The 17002-nt window shown below is 67.2% G+C and carries 13 protein-coding genes and 1 pseudogene; 5 read left to right on the plus strand and 9 right to left on the minus strand.

The features are described from left to right. The 5 genes and pseudogenes from CSC94_RS09005 to CSC94_RS09025 all read right to left on the minus strand — a co-directional run. Positions 1–701, minus strand: a pseudogene (locus CSC94_RS09005) (hypothetical protein); the annotation flags it as partial. A gap of 154 nt (positions 702–855) precedes the next feature. Then, on the minus strand, positions 856–1617 hold the full coding sequence (locus CSC94_RS09010) for an SDR family NAD(P)-dependent oxidoreductase (protein ID WP_099306007.1): 762 nt from the start codon (positions 1615–1617) through the stop codon (positions 856–858). Further along, complete coding sequence (locus CSC94_RS09015; protein ID WP_099306008.1) at positions 1614–2543, minus strand: SDR family oxidoreductase; 930 nt, start codon at positions 2541–2543, stop codon at positions 1614–1616. Before CSC94_RS09015 ends, CSC94_RS09010 begins: the two co-directional genes overlap by 4 nt. Further along, positions 2540–3436 (minus strand): bile acid:sodium symporter family protein, encoded by an 897-nt coding sequence (locus CSC94_RS09020; protein WP_099306009.1) that lies wholly within the window; start codon positions 3434–3436, stop codon positions 2540–2542. Before CSC94_RS09020 ends, CSC94_RS09015 begins: the two co-directional genes overlap by 4 nt. A gap of 1 nt (position 3437) precedes the next feature. After that, positions 3438–4751 (minus strand): flavin-containing monooxygenase, encoded by a 1314-nt coding sequence (locus CSC94_RS09025; protein ID WP_099306010.1) that lies wholly within the window; start codon positions 4749–4751, stop codon positions 3438–3440. A gap of 64 nt (positions 4752–4815) precedes the next feature. Between CSC94_RS09025 and CSC94_RS09030 the strand changes: the two genes are divergently transcribed. After that, on the plus strand, positions 4816–5481 hold the full coding sequence (locus tag CSC94_RS09030; RefSeq protein WP_099306011.1) for a TetR/AcrR family transcriptional regulator: 666 nt from the start codon (positions 4816–4818) through the stop codon (positions 5479–5481). 13 nt (positions 5482–5494) lie between these two features. Here the strand turns inward: CSC94_RS09030 and CSC94_RS09035 are convergent, their stop codons facing one another. From CSC94_RS09035 to CSC94_RS09050, 4 genes are all read right to left on the minus strand, one after another. Next, a complete protein-coding gene (locus CSC94_RS09035) occupies positions 5495–8932 on the minus strand; it encodes an ATP-binding protein (protein WP_099306012.1) in 3438 nt (1145 codons plus the stop codon). Beyond that, complete coding sequence (locus tag CSC94_RS09040; RefSeq protein WP_099306013.1) at positions 8932–10167, minus strand: metallophosphoesterase family protein; 1236 nt, start codon at positions 10165–10167, stop codon at positions 8932–8934. Before CSC94_RS09040 ends, CSC94_RS09035 begins: the two co-directional genes overlap by 1 nt. A 164-nt stretch (positions 10168–10331) precedes the next feature. After that, positions 10332–11684 carry an aspartate aminotransferase family protein gene (locus CSC94_RS09045; protein WP_099306014.1) on the minus strand — a complete coding sequence of 451 codons (1353 nt, stop codon included), beginning with the start codon at positions 11682–11684 and terminating at the stop codon, positions 10332–10334. 14 nt (positions 11685–11698) lie between these two features. After that, positions 11699–12496, minus strand: a complete 798-nt coding sequence (locus CSC94_RS09050) for an IclR family transcriptional regulator (RefSeq protein WP_099306015.1) — start codon at positions 12494–12496, stop codon at positions 11699–11701. 129 nt (positions 12497–12625) lie between these two features. Here CSC94_RS09050 and CSC94_RS09055 point away from each other — a divergent pair, with 129 nt between their 5' ends. The 4 genes from CSC94_RS09055 to CSC94_RS09070 are packed head-to-tail and all read left to right on the plus strand — an operon-like array spanning position 12626 to position 16940. Beyond that, complete coding sequence (locus CSC94_RS09055; protein WP_165784383.1) at positions 12626–13564, plus strand: tripartite tricarboxylate transporter substrate binding protein; 939 nt, start codon at positions 12626–12628, stop codon at positions 13562–13564. Positions 13565–13619: 55 nt separating this feature from the next. Next, the gene (locus CSC94_RS09060; RefSeq protein ID WP_099306016.1) at positions 13620–14162 is read left to right on the plus strand and encodes a tripartite tricarboxylate transporter TctB family protein; all 543 of its coding nucleotides are present in this window, start codon (positions 13620–13622) and stop codon (positions 14160–14162) included. A 9-nt stretch (positions 14163–14171) separates the two neighbouring features. Beyond that, positions 14172–15695, plus strand: a complete 1524-nt coding sequence (locus tag CSC94_RS09065; RefSeq protein WP_099306017.1) for a tripartite tricarboxylate transporter permease — start codon at positions 14172–14174, stop codon at positions 15693–15695. 3 nt (positions 15696–15698) lie between these two features. Then, the gene (locus CSC94_RS09070) at positions 15699–16940 is read left to right on the plus strand and encodes a Tm-1-like ATP-binding domain-containing protein (RefSeq protein WP_099306018.1); all 1242 of its coding nucleotides are present in this window, start codon (positions 15699–15701) and stop codon (positions 16938–16940) included. The last annotated feature ends 62 nt before the right edge of the window (positions 16941–17002 follow it).

Consider the following 17002-nt stretch of genomic DNA (forward strand, 5'->3'; position numbering starts at 1 on the left):
CCGGCCTGCTGCTGGTTATGGCCGTGGGCCGGACGGTTGGTGCCGTTGTTGCCCCAGCCGGCGTGATGCTGGTTGTGGCCCTGGCCCGGACGGTTGGTGCCGTTGTTGCCCCAGCCGGCGTGATGCTGGTTGTGGCCCTGGCCCGGACGGTTGGTGCCGTTGTTGCCCCAGCCGGCCTGCTGCTGGTTATGGCCGTGGGCCGGACGGTTGGTGCCGTTGTTGCCCCAGTTGTTCTGCTGTTGGTTGTGGCCGTGGTCCGGACGGTTGGTGCCGTTGTTGCCCCAGCCGGCCTGCTGCTGGTTGTGACCGTGCTCCGGACGGTTGGAGCCATTGCCGGGCCGGTCAAAGGCCCAGGACGGATCCCGGGCAATCTCGGGGCGACCGCCTTGACCCGGACGGCCTGCGCCGTGGTTGTGGTTCCCGCCCTGGGCGCCCGGATGGCGATCGATCGGGCGCTCGCGTGGCGGGAGCGGGGCGTTGTTGCTGGTGCCGTGATGGCGATTGTTCGCGCCATCGGCCCTGTGATGTTCCTTGCGGCCCTCCGCCTTCGGCTGGTTGTCAGGCCTGGCGTCACCCTGCTTCCTGATGTCGCGATGCCTGGCTTCGAACCGCTTTGCGCCGGCCTTGTCGGCCTGCTGGCCGGTATGCTCCGGACGATGGTGCGCCTGCCCGGCGCCGGTTGTGTTGTTAATATGAGTCATTGTTCAAATCCGCATTCATGGGGTTGATACACGGGAACAACCATCGCCCCAGGGCCGGCATCCGGACACCTGCGCTGACTACGCCCAAGGGTCGTGTTAACTACCTAGTAACCATCCGTAGTCGGAGACCGGCCCGGCGGCGCCTATGCCGGTTTCAGGGCTGCCCGCTGATCTTGCGGCGCATGGCCCACTGGTACAGGCGCGGCGATGCCCGCACCATCCAGGACGCCAGCCTGGCGACACGGCCGACGGGGATGAACTCCCGGCCCTTTTCCAGGCCGCGCAGGATCACCCGCGCGGCATCGTCGGGCATCATGTAGTCGACCCCGTCAGCGGCTGCACCCGGCCGCACGATGCCGCCCTCGGCGCGTTCCGGATTGCCAAGGTTGGTGGCGATGAAACTCGGCGCGGCGATCAGCGTGCGGACGCCGTAGGGGGCTTCCTCGGCGCGGAGCGAGCCGAAAAAGCCTTCCATGGCATGCTTCGACGCGGCATAGGCGGTGCGGTTGACCAGCGGGGCGAAGCCGGCGACCGACGAGATCGCCAGGTGGGTGCCGGCGCTGTCCCGAAGCGGCTGCAGAAAGGCCCGCGCCATGGCCACGGCGGCAAAATAGTTGATCTCGAACACGCGGCGGTGGGACGCGTCGCCGGTTTCGCCGAACGGAGCGATCTGCGACACGCCGGCATTGTAGATGACGAGATCGATGGAGGGCCGTGCCGCGATCACCCCGGCGGCTGCACGCTCCAGCGCATCCGCGTCGGTCAGGTCGACTTTGACCGGCGTGCGGTCCGGCGAAGCTTCCAGCCCGGCGATGTTGACATCCATCAGCACGCAGTGCCATCCGCCGGCTTCGAGCCGCGCCGCCAGCGCGCGCCCGAGACCGCCGTTGCCTCCCGAGATGACAGCGGTCTTCACAGGCCGGCCTCCCGCTTCCACAGATCGAAGACCTCGGCCGAGGTCAGTTCGGGCCGGTAGCCGAACACCGACTTGAGCCGGGTGTTGTCCAGCACAGGCCGGAATTGCAGGAAACGCACCTGTTCGGGGCCGTAGCGCGACAGGCCCAGGGGACGGGCGATCCCGAGCGCTGCCCGGATGAGCCAGGCCGGCAGGCGGAGCACCGGCTTGCCCAGCACGCGGGCCAGGGCGTCGACCCCGAGCCAGCCGTCGCCGGCGACGTTGAAGATGCCGGGTGGGCCATCGGTGGCGGCGCGCTTGAGAATGCGGGCCAGATCCCGGGTCCAGATGAAGACGAAGGGGCTTTCGCTGCCCCGGACCGCCAGCAGGCGCTTGCGGTGAAAGAGCGCGGTGATCTGGTTCTCGACCCCGGCGCCGAGCACCGTGCCGACCCGCAGGACCACCTGTTCGAGGTCAGGATGGGTTTCGCGCGCCGCGGCCAGCATCTCCTCGACCTGGCGCTTGTGATCGGAGTAGGCGAATTCGGGATTGCCGCGGCACGGCGTGTCCTCGTCCATCGGAACGGGGTTGCCGGCATGGTAGCCGTAGGCCGCGCCGGAACTGGTCACGACCAGCCGCTTCACGCCATGGCGGAGGCAGGCCTCGAGCACGTTGCGGGTTCCGGTGACATCGACGGCATGGGCGGCCTCGCGGCTCATGCCGGGCGGCGGCGTGACGATGGAGGCAAGATGCACCACCACCTCCGGCCTTTCCTCGCCGATGACCAGGGCCGGGTCCTGGCCGGTGACATCCATCGCGCGGAAGCGCATGTCATCCGGCAAGGCGCCACGATCGAGATCGGTGGCGACGACATCCGCGCCCGCCAGTTCCGCGACCAGTGCCCGGCCGACCATGCCGGCGGCTCCCGTGATCAGCAGGCGGCTCACCGCGGCGCCTCCGTGCGGCCCATGACGGAGGCGAGCGCGATGCCGGAAATGGCATGCCAGATGCCCCAGAAGGCAGCGACGACAGCCATGCCGCCCAGGCCGCCGAAAAAGCCGAAGATCAGGACCAGCCCCAGGCCGGAATTCTGGATGCCGGTCTCGATGGTCACCGCGCGCCGGTCGTAGGGTGACAGGCGGGCCAGCGTGGCGGTGGCATAGCCGCCGCCGAAGGCAAGCGCATTGTGCAGGATGACGAGACCGGCAATCCCGCCGGCATAGGCCAGGAACTGGGTCCAGTTGGCGGCAAGCGCGATGACGACGAAGGCCACGAAGATGCCCATCGACAGCCATTGCAGCGGCCGGCGGATCCGTAATGTCATGTCCGGGCGCCGGGCATTCAGCGTGACGCCGAGGACGAGCGGCAGGATCAGCATGAGGCCGACCGTGACGGCGATCTGCACGGGGTCGATCCGGGTGGCGCGCAGGATCTGCGCGGTCGGTTCGTAGAGGCTGCCCCAGAAGGCGATGTTGAGCGGGGTCAGGACGATGGCCGCCACCGTCGCCAGCGCGGTCATCGAGACCGACAGCGCGGCGTTGCCACCGGCCCTGTGGGTGATGAAGTTGGAGATGTTGCCGCCCGGGCAGGCGGCGACAAGGATCAGGCCCAGCGCGATGGAGGCCTGCGGCTGCACCACGAGCACCATCAGGAAGGTGAGCAGCGGAAGGACCACGAACTGGGAGAACAGGCCGACGACCAGCGGCCTGGGTGCCCGCAGGAGAAGCTGGAAATCGCCCGGTTTCAGATCGATGGCCACGGAAAACATCACCACGGCGAGGATGGCGTTCAGCAGCATCAGCGAGCCGGGCGCGAAATTGAGGACGGCGTCGTCGATCATGTCATCTGCCTCCGAGCCGGACGATCCACTTGCCGACGGCTGTCCTGTAGGTCGCCTTGTCGACGTAGTAGGCCATGCGGGGAAGGTCGATGTAGTTCATCCCGCCGGTCGCGCGCGAGAAACCCCTTGCCTTCGTTTCCTTCAGGGCCCGGGCGGCATCCGTTCCCTTTCGCAGCCCCTCGATGTAGCGCACCACCATTTCGGCCTGCTCGTGGCGGCCCTGCCAGCCGAGGCCCGATGCCTCGACCATGCCCAGCACGAAAAGATCGTCGCGCCCGGGGTGCATGCAGTTGAGAAAGAGATGCGGTGCGTCGCCCTGCCAGTTGAGCAGGGCGCTTTCGATGAAGGGGTAGTCGAGCTTGTAGCCGGTGGCGGCAAGGACCATGTCGTAGTCGGTGCTGGTGCCATCGCGGAAGTGCACCGTCCCGCCTTCGAAGCGGTCGATGTCGGGCCGGACCCGGATATCGCCGTGACCTGCATGGTAGAGTACCAGCGAATTGACCACCGGATGGCTTTCGTAGAGCTTGTAGTCCGGCTTGGGGAAGCCGTATTTCTGCGGATCGCCGACGAACCACTTGAGGATCGCCTGGTCGACCTTGCGCTTCAGGGCCATGGGCAGGCGGATAGCGCCACCCAGCGTGTCGGCCGGCCTGCCGAATATGTATTTCGGGACGAAATAGTAGCCGCGCCGCATCGAGAGATCGCACAGCGTGGCATGATGGATCGCATCGACCGCGATATCGCAGCCCGAATTCCCGGCCCCGATCACCAGGACGCGCTTGCCATCGAACTGGCTGGCGCTCTTGTAGGCGGAGGAGTGGATGAGTTCGCCGTCGAAGTGGCCCTTGAAATCCGGCATGTTGGGCGTGCTGAGCGTGCCGTTGGCGATCAGCAGTCCCGAAAAGGTTTCCGTGTGCTCGGTTCCGTCACGCTCCCGCCAGGTGACGTTCCAGCCCTCGCCGTCGCCGCCCAGGGGGACGCAGCGCAGAACCTCCGCGTTGAACCGGTAGTGGCGGTAGAGATCGAAATGGCGGGCGAAATCGCGGAAGTAGGTCTTCAGTTCGCGGTGCGACGGATATTCTGCGACCTCCTCGCGCATGGGGAAATCCGCGAATTCCGTCATCCGCTTCGACGAGATCAGGTGCGCCGATTCGTACATCGTGGAGCGCGGACCGTCGATGTCCCACAATCCGCCGACGTCGTCGTGCAGTTCGAAGCCCTGGAAATCGATCCCGCGTTCGGCGAGCAGCTTTGCCGTCGCCAAACCCATCGGCCCGGCCCCGATCAGGGCCAGCCGGCCTTGTCCCTCGTTCAATGGCTCCTCCCGAGCTCGTTTTTCTTATCTTGAACAAATGTTCTAAATAAGACAAGCTGTTTCCATGACTGCTCCGCAAGCTGCTGAAACCACGCGAAAAAGGGCGCCGTCAAAGCGTTCGCTCGCCACCCGTGACCGGGTGCTGGATGCCGCCGAGCGCGTGTTCGCCGACAAGGGTTTCGACGGTGCGACCATCCGGGACATCGCGGAGACGGCCGGGGAACCCATCGGGTCCGTGCATCACCATGGCGGCGGCAAGGAAATGCTGTTCCACCAGGTCGTCAAACGCCGGGCGGAACCGCTCGCCAGGGCCCGTCTCGACGCGCTCAAGACGCTTCGCCGCGACGGACACCCCGGCCTGGAAACCCTGCTTTCGGCCTTCTTGCGGCCGCTGTTCGACCTGGCAAAGGACGAGCCGCGATGGCGCCACTATGCCCGGCTCGTCGCCTATGTCTCGGCGGACGATCGCTGGCGCGCCATCGCGCGGGACTGTTTCGATCCCACCGCGGCGATCTTCCTGGAAGAGATCGCCGCGCTCCTGCCGGGAATCACGCGGAACGAGGCGGCCGAGGGGTTCGTCTTCAGCGTTTCGGCGATGCTGGCGCTGGCCACCTCGCAGCAGCGCATCGGTGCGCTGGGGGGCGGGGAGGCGGCCGACGAGGCGGCACAGATCGACCACCTGATCCGGTTCTGCGCCGGGGGGCTGTCAAACCGGCGGGCCAGAGACTGAGCCCCGCTTCCCGTCAGCCGATTTCGTGGATGCGAACGGATCCCTCGCACACCTCGCGAGCGATCTCGACGACGTGGCGGTGGTGGGTGAGATAGATCGCCTGGCCGGTTTGCCCGATGCGCTCCATGATGCGGCAGGCGGAACGCGTGCGCTCCTCGTCAAAGGTCTCGAAGATGTCGTCACAGAAGAAGGGCAGGGACGTGCCCTGCGCGGCCAATTGCTCGTAGGCGGCGGCGCGCAGCGCGAGGTAGAGCTGGAAGCGGGTGCCCTTGGACAGGTCTTCGACGCGTTTCGCGGTTCCGCCCGCATCGATCACCAGCAGGATTTCCGATGAGCCGTCGGGCTGGCTGCGCAACTGGGTGTAGGCGCCGTTGGTCAGCGTCGTGAAGGCGGTCTCGGTGGTGGCCATCATCTGGCTGCGATGCGCATCGCGGTAGCGGCGGATGGCCTGGTCGGCAAGGCGCAGTCCCAGCGTCAACTCCAGGTATTGCAGCGCCGTTTCCTCGATCTCGAGTTCCAGCGTGGTCTTTTTCTCCACCAGGCGCGCGATACCGTCATCCCCCGTCACAGCAGCAAGGTCGCGCCCGGCGGACGTGCGCGTCTCGATCGCCGCGGTCAGGCGGCGCTCGATATCCTCCATGTCGGACTGGAGGATCGCGGCCCGGGCCGTGAGTTCGGGCATGCTGGTGCCGGACAGCGCCCGACGCGCGGCATCGAGATCGGCCGCGGAGAGCGCATCGAGAAGCTGGCGGGTGAGGCTTTCGCGGCGCTGGCGCAAGTCATCCGCCTTGCGCGCTGTGGCCATGGCTTCGCGCAGGTTGGCGAGCGTTGCGGTGGCAACCTCTTTGGGAAACAGCGCGGCAAGTTCGCTCGCCTGCCTGCCGATGCCGGCCAGCCGCTGCCTGGCTTCCTCCAGGGCGGCGCTGTCTTCCGCCTGCCTGCGCAGCGCATCGGCGCGGCGGGCGGCATCGCGCTGCGCGGCTTCCGCCCGCTCGCGCAGCCGGTCAAAGGTTTCGAGCGGGTTTTCGTCTGCCGGCATGCCAAACCGGCCGGCAAGCGCTTCGACGCGGTCGATGAACTGGCGCTGGTCCTCTTCCATGGACGAGACCTGGCGGCCGGTGGCCAGACGTCTCGTCTCGTGCTCACGCAGGTTGCGCAGCGGTTCCAGCGACCGCTCCAGCGTTGCCGATGCGACGGCGCCGCCAAAAAGGCGTTCAACAAGGCCGGTCCAGGCATGGCGGGAGGCCTCGGCCTCGGCTGCGCGGCGTTCGCGCGTCATCTTGCGCTCGGCAAGGTCACTCTGGAGCGTCCGGGCGCGCTCGTCGGCCGCCTTGACAGCTTCGGCATGTTCGCGTTCGGCGCGGGCCAGTTGCCGGGCCGTCTCCAGGCAGGCACCGAAGGTCGGGTCGGCGAGATCGAGGAGGGGCCGAAGGGCGGCGGCGAGCGCTTCTGCCTTTTCCAGCATCGGACCGTTCTGCTCGCGGGTCCGCTCCAGACGTCGATGGGCCTCCACTGCCACGCCATGGCGATCGACCCAGGGAAAGAAGGCCGCCGGCGACGTGGCGGGGTCCAGGCCGGCGGCTTCGGCGACCGCTGCGACCTGTTCCCTGATGGCGGCCAGTTCCGCCTGCAGCGCCTCCAGCCGGGCCTCGCCCTTTTCCGCCTGGATGCGCGCGTCCGATGCGGCCCCCTCGGCGAGACGAAGTTCGGCGAGGTCGCGGGTGCGGGCAAGACGCCGGGCGGCCATGTCGTCGACACGCAGCATGGCGGCCTCGAACCTGTCGGCGGTCTCGGGAGACAAGGCTTCGCGGTGTGCAGACCAGCGTGCGTCACGATCCTTCAGCAGCGCGTTGGCCTCGCTGTCGCCAATCAGGGCACCGGCGGCGGTCAGACGGGCGATCTCGCTGGCGCGCAGGTCCGCGGCCTCGCGATGTTCGGCGATCCGCTCGGCCTGCGCCGCGATGGCACCTTCCAGTTCGAAGTAGCGGTCAGCCAGGGACCTGGCGTCCTCGCGAGGCATGGTGCAGGGAGGGAGCGTGGCAAAGGTCCGGCCACCGAGCGCCATGGCGTCGAGGCTGTCACGGGCCTGTTCTTCCGCGGCGCGGATGGCTTGGCGGGCGGTGGCCTCGGCCGGCGCCAGGCGCTCGGCGTCGAAGCGGGCCAGAAGCGCGGCGACTCCCTGGCCGGGCGGAGGGGCGGCCTTCACGTCCGCTGCATCGGCCAGCGCCTTGCGAAGCCGGGTTTCCAGGTCTTCCACCTCGCGCGTTTCGCCGTCGCGATCGCGTTCTGCCTGGCGGACAGCCTCACGGGCCTGTTCCAGTTCCACGATCTCGGCGGGCGAGCGGACCAGCCCGAGCGGATCGACAGCCTCATCCGCACCCAGGTCGCGGGCCGCATGGCGCATGTCGTGCAGGATATCCCGCAGGATGGACCGGCGGCGATCGAGATCCTCGGCCGCGGCCGTGTAGCGGCTGCGCAGCGTGTCGAGTTCCGCCAGGTCGCCGGCGAGGTGGAGGCTCGGCGTGTCGACGTCAATGGAGGCCAGCGTTTCGTCAAGGGCGGCGAGGGCGGTTTCTAGGCGGCTGGCGGTCTCGGAGACCCTGGCCTGTTCATCGGACAACGCGAACAGCTCCGCGTCCCGGCCCTCGATGCCCGCTGGGTAGCCGGCGAGCGGCGCGATGGCCGACTCCAGTTCATCGATGGCGGCAAGCCAGGGCAGCGCCTGGCGCATGGCTGCGACGCTCTCCGCTTCACGGCGCAGGCCATCGCGCTCGGCGCGGGCGGCCTTTTCCTCGTCGCTTGCCTGGGCCAGCGCCTGCTTGAGCTTCTTCCACGCGCTGGCAGAGACATCATCCTCGCGGATCTGCCGGTCGATCTCCGCAAGCTCGCGCTTCAGTTCGGCCATGCGGGTCTTGCTTGCGCGCGGGCGGTAGAGCGCGGCCGCCTCGTCGCGCACCTGGTCGAGCACGGCATTCAGGTCGGCCACGCCGGCGGCGGCGGAAAACAGCAGGCGGCCGATGTCGCCCTTCGCATTGGCGATATCCTCGCCGCCACGCTCGATGGTCTCATCGTCGAGACACAGGAGATTGCGGTAGTCGTCCAGCGACAGGCCGCCAAGATGGGCGGAAAGCGCATTCTCCGGTACCGCTGTCCCTGACGCATCGACGAGGGAGGGCGCCTTGGTCGGCATGCGTGTGAAGGCGTGGGGCGCACCGTCGATCTCCAGCGTAGCCGACACGCGCAGGTTCTTGCGCTGGTGCTGGAAATCGTAGGGCTCGCGGTGGGGAAAACCGTAGAGCAGGCGAAGGAAAGCTTCCTTGGTCGTCGTCTTGCCGGCCTCGTTCGGTCCATGGATGACATGGAAGTCGGTGGCGCCTCCGGCCGGGCCGAAATCGAAGCCCTTGCCGGCAAAGTGGCCGAAGAAGTCGAGGTCGAGCCGCCTGATCCGCATCACTTGCCCGCCCCCTTCATCCGGGCGACCAGGCGGGCGGTGCCGGTCTCGGCAAGCTGGCGGCCGAGCGCCGATGCCGCGGCCTCGTCGGGGATGAGGGCAGCGCGGCGGTGCGGGGGCAGTTCGGCCAGCGCGGCGTCAAGCTCGCCGCGCAGCGTCTCGGAAAAACCGGGCTCGCGGGCAATCGTCTCCATCAGGCGGGCGAGTTCGTCGGTGGCTGCCGTGCGCTCGCCGGTCTCCCGTGGCTCATGCAGGTCGAGAACGAGCTTTTCCAGCCAGAGGCGACCTGTCTCGCGGGCGAGGTCCGCAACGGTCTGCATCCAGACGTCACGGTCGCGCAGGATCTGCCAATGGCGTTGCGGCCGGCCGGTCAGCGTCAGGCGGAGGATGCCATCCCCGGCGACGAGACGCGCCGCGATGTCCGCGAGGGCCTCGCGCAACCGGGCGCGAAGGGCATCGTCGTCCTCGATATCCGTGATGTCGATGGCGTGGGGCGTGAACTCGATGCGCGCGGTGGGGATTTCACGAACATCGATGCCAGCCTCGCCGAGGGTCAGCAGGGTCGCGGATTTCGGCCCGGCCTCCCCGATATCGCGTCCCTGCGGGATGCCCGGCATGACCACCCAGGGCGACTGCGCGTGGACCTGGCGCTTGTGCACGTGGCCGAGCGCCCAGTAGTCGAAGCCCATGCCGGTGAGTTCGGCAACCGAGCAGGGCGCATAAACGTCATGGCCCTCGGCACCGGCGAGCGACGTGTGCAGCATGGCGATGTTGACGGCATGGGGAACCGGCGGGGCGAATTTTCCGAGCAGGCTCTCCGGCGCGTGCCGGCCGGCGAAGCTGACGCCATGGATCCAGATACCCTCGGCCAGTTCCACCTTGCCGCCCCGTCCGTCGAAGACATGGACGTTGTCGGGCAGCGACAGGTCGCCGGTGATCGGGTTCTCGGCGTCGTGGTTGCCCTTGATGGTGAAGACCCGGATGCCTGCCTGGCGGAGCCTGTCAAACTGTCCGGTCAGAAACGCCGCCGTGCTGGCGCTGCGCTCGGCGCCATCGAAAAGGTCGCCGGCGATCAACAGGGCGGCAACGTTCTCGGCAATGGCGATGTCCACGATGGTCCGGAAGGCATCGCGGGTTGCCGCCTGGACGACGGCGCGCAGGCTTTCGTCCTTGAGGGCGAGCGACTTCAGCGGCGAATCGAGATGGACGTCGGCGGTATGGAGTATGCGGGTCACGCGTCGGCCTTCTGGTGGGCAGTCGAAGTGCGATCCTGAATCGCTTCCACAGAAGAACGGTCAGACGGCCGCGAAGTCAATGACGACGGCGGCCCGAGGGAAGGACGGGCGGCAGACGCGAGGCCTGCCGCCGGTGCCGGGAAGGCGCGCGCTGGCGCCGGGTTTCAGGCGGCGGCCAGGCCGGCATCGAGTGCCGAAAGGATGGTCGCGACATCGGCTTCGGTCAGGATCAGCGGCGGCGAGAGGATGATGTTGTTGCCGGAAATCCGGACCATGGCCCCGGCGTCATAGGCGCCGCGGTGAATGCGGGCGATGGCGGTCTTGTCGATGGGCGTCTTCGACGCGCGGTCGGAGACCAGTTCCAGCGCGCACATCAGGCCGTGACCGCCGCGCACGTCACCGATGATGTCGTAACGGTCCTTCAGGTCGTTGAGGCCGGCGAAGAGCTGGGCACCGCGGGCCGCGGCATTGTCCTTCACGTTCAGGCGCACGGTTTCCTTCAGGCAGGCGACGGCTGCCGCCGCACCCACCGGATGGCCCGAATAGGTGTAGCCCGAGCCAATGGACCCGGCGCCGGTGGCGTCCTTCTCGAAGACCTCCGCGACAGCCTCGCTGATCATTACCGCGCCGAAGGGGAAATAGCCGTTGGTGATGGCCTTTGCGGTGGTCATCAGGTCGGGCCTGACGCCCCAGTGACGGCTGCCGGACCAGCTTCCGGTCCGACCGAAGCCGGTGATGACCTCGTCGGCGATGAGCAGGATGCCGTAGCGGCTGCAGAGTTCGCGCACGCCGGGCATGAAGCTCTCATGGGGCGGGATGACGCCGCCGGCGCCAAGCACGGGCTCCATGATGAAGGCGGCGATAGTCGAGGCATCCTGGAAGCGGATCTCGTCCTCGATGGCCGCCAGCACGAGGCCTGCCAGCTTCGCCGGATCGGTCTCGTTGAAGGGGTTGCGATAAGTGTAGGGCGCCGGCACGTGGTAGCAGCCCGGCATCAGCGGCTCGTACTGGGTGCGGAAATTGGCGTTTCCGTTCACGCTGGCGCCAAGGGTATGGGTGCCGTGGTAGCCCTTCTTGAGGGACAGGAATTTCACCCGCCCGGCCTGGCCGCGCAGCTTGTGATACTGGCGAGCGAGACGCAGGGCGACCTCGACGCTGTCCGAGCCACCCGACGTGTAGAAGGCGCGTGTCAGGCCATCGGGCGCGAAGAAGTCCTTGAGCACCTCGGCCAGTTCGATGACCTGGTCGTTGGTGGTGCCGCGAAAGATGGAGTAGTAGGGTAGCCGGTCGAGCTGGCGGGCGATCGCCTCCTTCACGGGAGCACAGGAATAGCCGAGGTTGACGTTCCACAGGCCGCCGACGCCGTCGACGAGGCGCCGGCCGTCCACGTCGATGATCTCCGCGCCCTCGCCGCCGACGATGATGTCGGGCGGATTGGCCTGCATGTCGCCGGGATGGGCCATGGGGTGCCACAGGTGGCGGGCGTTGTGTTCCTTGAGGAAATTGGCGTCTTTCATGTCGGCCTCTCCAGTCAGATTTCGTTGTTGCCGCCGGAATTCCAGGCGTTGAGGATGGTCGCCGGGACCGTTCCGCCAAGGGCGCCGGTGATCCTCGAAACCCCCGCTGGCAGCCGGCGCAGGATTTCGCTCCGCGTGGTGCCGGTCATCCGCGGAACGGGCACCGCGACGGCCAGGGCACCGATGACGTTTCCTTCCGGTCCGGTGACGGGCGCGGCCACCGAGGAGACTTCGTCGTCGAAGCCCTTTTCGTTGATCCCGAAGCCGCAGGCACGTACGGCGTCCAGCGCGGCGCGAAGTTGCGGTCCGTCGGTGATCGTTCCGGACGCATGCGCGGGGAGCGGACCCTTCAGCACGTTTTCGCGAAGGGAGCCCGGCCCGAAGGCCAGGACCGCGAGCCCGGAGGAGGTGGCATGCAGGGGCAGCACCTCGGCGTCATCGAAATGCACCTGGGTGCCATGCAGGCGCGGGTCGAAATGATAGACCGGCGAAAGCCTGGCGCCCTGCAGCAGCGAGAAATGGACGAGTTCGCCCAGGTCCTGTGCCAGGGCTTCGACGATCGGCGCGACGACGGAGCGCATCGGCATGGTGGCTTCGCGCACCGCCGTGAGGCGCAGGATCGCCGGGCCCAGGCGGTAGGCGCGGGTGGCCGGATGCTGTTCCAGGAAGCCGTTCTCGGTCAGTTCAACGAGATGGCGATGCACGGTCGCCTTGTCGCGGCCGGTCAGGCGCACGAACTCTCCCAATCCCAAGGCGGGCGTCGCGCTTGAGAAAAGGTTCAACAGTTCCAGTGCCTTGGTGATCGTTCCCATGCCGTCCCGAATTTGTCTGCCGTGATCTGAAGGTTTCCGACGAAGCATTTGTTGACAGAAAAACGATTCTCTTGCAAGAATATTTGATACCAATGGTTTGAATAATGAACCTCACAGGGGAGAACTGACATGAAAAGATTTCTGGCTGCAGCCGCCGTGACGCTCGTCGCGGCCATGCCGATGCCGGCCTTCGCGGAATATCCGGAAAAGCCGGTGGAGTTCGTGGTGCCGTTCCCGCCCGGTGACCTGGAGGACGTGCTGACGCGCATGATCGCGGACGAGGTCCAGGCGACCTACAACGTGCCCGCCGCGGTGGTGAACAAGCCCGGCGGCGGCGGCGGTCCGTTCCCGGGCGCGGCGGAAGTCGCCCAGGCGCCGGCGGACGGCTACACCATCGGCTCGTTCGTTGTCGGCGTGCCGCTGGTCGGCCCCGAGGTGGGCATCCCGGCGCTGAACCCGGACCCGTTCGACCCGGTCGGCATCTTCCTGACCTATCCCTTCGTGATCGCCACGTCGGCTGATGCGCCCTACAAGACGATGGAAGAGCTGGCGACCTATGCCAAGGACAACGACGTGGCCCTCGGCCATTTCGGTTCTTTCCTCATCCCGACCCAGATGACCTTCGCGCTGGCCAAGAAGATGGGCTTCGACTGGGGTTCGGAAGCGGCCTTCGACGCGCTCGACTGCAACACGCTGGCCTCCGGCGATGCCGACGTGATCAACACCACGCTGCAGCTCATCCTGCCGTGCCTCGACAAGGTCAACGTGCTGGCTTCGATCGGCGAAAAGCGCATTCCGCTGACGCCGGACACGCGCACGGTCGGCGAGATCGTCCCGAGCCTCGACCTGCACCTGTGGAACGGCCTGTTCGTGCGCAAGGACACGCCGGCCGACGTGCGCGAGAAGATCGCCGCGGTGGCGCAGAAAGTGGTCACCTCGGACAAGGCCAAGGAACTTTCCGAGCAGACCGGCGCCCTGATCTACTGGCAGGATGCCGAGGCCTCCAAGGCGCAGATCGAACGCGACAAGGCGTCGCTTGCCACCGTCATGCAGCTGATCGGAAAATGAGATCGGCCACGGCCCCGGGCTTCGCTTCCCGGGGCCATCCCGTCCGGAGGGCGACATGAGCCGCATCAAGACCCTGCAGGATCTCTTCCGGCGTTACCGGCGGCCGGGTGATTTCGTCATCGCCTTCCTGTCCTTTGCGTTCGCCCTTTTCCTGGCGGCGAACCTGCCTTTCCAGACCACCTGGGTCGCGCGGACGAAGCTGTTTGCCCAACCGGCGTTCTGGCCCACCGTGGCGATCGCCTTCATGGTCCTGTTCAGCACGCTGCACATGATCGGCGCGCTGGTTTCGGAGCGGATCCCGGGACGGCTGGCCGAGGTGATGCAGTGGATCAGGGCCATCGAATATGCGCTCTGGTTCATGGCCTACGTGCTGCTGGTGCCGATCCTCGGATACCTGCCGGCGACCCTCGTCTTCACGGTGACGCTGACCTTGCGCCTGGGCTATCGCGGCTGGCGCTGGATGCTTGCCGCCGTCGTTTTCGGCGCGGCGGTCGTCATCCTGTTCAAGACGTTCCTGCATGTGAAGATCCCGTCCGGCGCGGCCTACGAACTGATGCCGCCCGGGGCCTTGCGCAGCTTCTTCCTTACCTATCTCTAGGGGACCCGCATGGACGCCTTCCTTTCCGGCCTCCACATGATCCTCGTTCCCGAGGTGGCGCTCGCGCTGCTGGTCGGTTCGCTCGGCGGGGTCATCATCGGCGCCATCCCGGGTGTCGGGGCGGCCGTCGCCATCGCCATCCTTCTGCCGGCCACTTTCAGCTTCGAACCGATCGTCGGGCTGACCATGCTGCTCGGCATTTACGGCTCGTCGATGTACGGCGGTTCGCTGCCCGCCATCCTCATCAACACGCCCGGAACGCCGGTCAACGCGCTGACGACCTATGACGGTCACCCGATGACCAAGCGCGGCGAGGCGCTGCGCGCGCTGGGCCTGGCCTACGGTGCATCCTTCGTCGGCGGTATCCTGTCGATCGTGGCGCTGATCGTGCTGTCGCCGGTGCTGGCGAAAGTCGCGCCGATGTTCGGATCGCGCGAGATCTTCCTGGCGGCGCTGCTCGGCATCGTGCTGGTGGTCGTCGCGCATCGCGGCCAGACGTTCGCGGCCGGATCGCTGGCGGCCTTCGGCGTCTTCCTCGGCACGATCGGGCTGGAGCCGGTCAAGTATACCCAGCGGTACACCTTCGGCTTCGATTTCCTGGCCTCGGGCGTCGATCTCATCGTGGTCGTCCTCGGCCTCTTCGCGGTGAGCCAGGCCTTTGTCCTGCTGGTCGATCCCGATCATGCGCCAAAGTCGCAGCATGTCTCCGGCAACATGTTCAAGGCCATGCTCGGCGTGTTCCGGCACAAGCGGATTGCCTCGGTCGGCTCATCCTTCGGCGTGCTGATGGGGATGATCCCGGGCGTGGGCGAGTTCACGGCGCAGTTCCTGACCTATACCTATGCGCAGAAGACCTCGAAGGACCCGGATGCCTTCGGCAAGGGCAGCCCCGAGGGCCTCGTCGCGTCGGAAAGTGCGAACAATGCCGTGCCGGCCGCGGCGATGATCCCGCTCCTGGCGCTCGGCATTCCCGGCGAAGCGCTGACGGCGATGATGCTCTCGGTCTTCTACGTGCATAACGTGGTTCCGGGACCGGGACTCTTCCGCGACCATCTCGATTTCATCTACGCGCTCTACATCGCGATGATCCTGCTCAACGTGCTGGTGGTCATCTTCGTCGGGCTGAGCTCCAACCTGCTGATGAAGATCATCCAGATCCCGACCCGCTTCCTCGGCATGACGATCCTCACGCTGGCCTTCGTCGGCGTCTACAGCCTGCGCAACTCGGTGACGGATGCCATGCTGGCGGCCGGCTTCGGGCTGCTCGGCCTGGTTCTGAAGCGCCAGAACCTGCCGATCGTGCCGATCATCCTCGGCATCGTGCTGGGTGGCATCATGGAGGTGAAACTGCGCTCCGCCATGGCGCGGGTGAAGACGCCGCTCGATTTCGTCGACCGGCCGATCGCCGCCTTCCTGGCGTTCGCCATCGTCGCCATGATCGTCATCCATTTCTGGGGCATTGTCCGGGAACGCCGGCTCAGCGAGCCGGAGTCGGCGCATGACCACGACATTCATGACAGCCAGCAGGGGTAGGCCATGAACACGGAGCGGACCATTCTCGTCGTCGGGACCTATGACACCAAGGACGACGAACTGTCCTACATCGCGCAGGTGATCGAAGGGCAGGGCGGGCAGGTGCTGACGATGGATGTCAGCGTGCTCGGCGATCCGTCCGAACCGGCGGACATCTCCAAGCACGAGGTCGCGCGGGCAGGCGGCAGTTCCATCGAGGCGGCGATCGCGGGCGAGGACGAAAACCGGGCGATGCAGATCATGGCGCGCGGCGCCGCGGCGCTGGCCAGCGGGATGCATGCGGCCGGCCGTTTCGACGGCGTGCTGGTGCTGGGCGGCACGATGGGCACCGACCTGGCGCTCGACGTCTGTTCCGCGCTGCCGCTGGGTGTCCCGAAATACATCGTCTCGACGGTCTCCTTCTCGCCGCTGATCCCGCCGGAACGCCTGCCGGCCGACATCCAGATGATCCTGTGGGCCGGCGGTCTCTACGGGCTCAACTCGGTGTGCAGGGCGTCGCTGTCGCAGGCCGCCGGCGCGGTGCTTGGCGCGGCGCGGGCGGTGGAGCCGCCCAAACGCGACCGGCCGCTGATCGGCATGACCAGCTTCGGCAAGACGGTGCTGCGCTACATGGTGGCGCTGAAACCGGCGCTGGAAGCGCGCGGCTTCGAGGTGGCGGTGTTCCACGCCACGGGCATGGGCGGGCGGGCCTTCGAGAGCCTTGCCGCGGACGGCGCCTTCGCGGCGGTGATGGATTTCGCGCCGCAGGAACTCGGCAATCACATCATGGGCTCTTCCATCAGCGCCGGGCCCGACCGCATGACGGGTGCCGGGCGGGCGGGCACGCCGCAACTCGTTTCGACCGGCTGCTACGATCTCGTCGATTTCGTCGGCTGGCAGGCGGTGCCGCCCCGGCTTGGGGGGCAGGACGTGCACGCGCACAACCGCCTGCTGTCCTCGGTGATGATGACCGCCGACCAGCGCCGCGAGATGGCGCGCGCGATGTGCGCCCAACTCGCCACGGCGACCGGCCCCGTCACGCTGCTCCTGCCGCTCGAGGGCGGCAACGAATGGGACCGGCCCGGCGGGCCGCTGTCGGATCCGGACGGGCTTGCCGCCTTCATCGAGGAAATCCGCCGGTGCTGCCCGGCCAATGTCTCGCTGATCGAGATCGGCGCCCATATCAACGATCCCGCCTTCGCGGAGGCCGCGCTGGCCCAGGTCGACGCCTGGATCGCGGACGGGACACTGCCGGACGCCGGCTAGCTTTTCCCGCAGTCCTGGATACCGGACCGGCTGATGGATGCCGGCGCTCATGGCGTCGGCCG

The organism is Zhengella mangrovi (assembly GCF_002727065.1).
GTDB lineage: Bacteria > Pseudomonadota > Alphaproteobacteria > Rhizobiales > Rhizobiaceae > Zhengella > Zhengella mangrovi.

Coding starts and splice junctions, on each gene's coding strand:
- CSC94_RS09070 (WP_099306018.1), top strand. CDS start 15,699: ATGAACACGGAGCGGACCATTCTCGTCGTCGGGACCTATGACACCAAG.
- CSC94_RS09065 (WP_099306017.1), top strand. CDS start 14,172: ATGGACGCCTTCCTTTCCGGCCTCCACATGATCCTCGTTCCCGAGGTG.
- CSC94_RS09060 (WP_099306016.1), top strand. CDS start 13,620: ATGAGCCGCATCAAGACCCTGCAGGATCTCTTCCGGCGTTACCGGCGG.
- CSC94_RS09020 (WP_099306009.1), bottom strand. CDS start 3,436: ATGATCGACGACGCCGTCCTCAATTTCGCGCCCGGCTCGCTGATGCTG.
- CSC94_RS09050 (WP_099306015.1), bottom strand. CDS start 12,496: ATGGGAACGATCACCAAGGCACTGGAACTGTTGAACCTTTTCTCAAGC.
- CSC94_RS09035 (WP_099306012.1), bottom strand. CDS start 8,932: ATGCGGATCAGGCGGCTCGACCTCGACTTCTTCGGCCACTTTGCCGGC.
- CSC94_RS09045 (WP_099306014.1), bottom strand. CDS start 11,684: ATGAAAGACGCCAATTTCCTCAAGGAACACAACGCCCGCCACCTGTGG.
- CSC94_RS09030 (WP_099306011.1), top strand. CDS start 4,816: ATGACTGCTCCGCAAGCTGCTGAAACCACGCGAAAAAGGGCGCCGTCA.
- CSC94_RS09055 (WP_165784383.1), top strand. CDS start 12,626: ATGAAAAGATTTCTGGCTGCAGCCGCCGTGACGCTCGTCGCGGCCATG.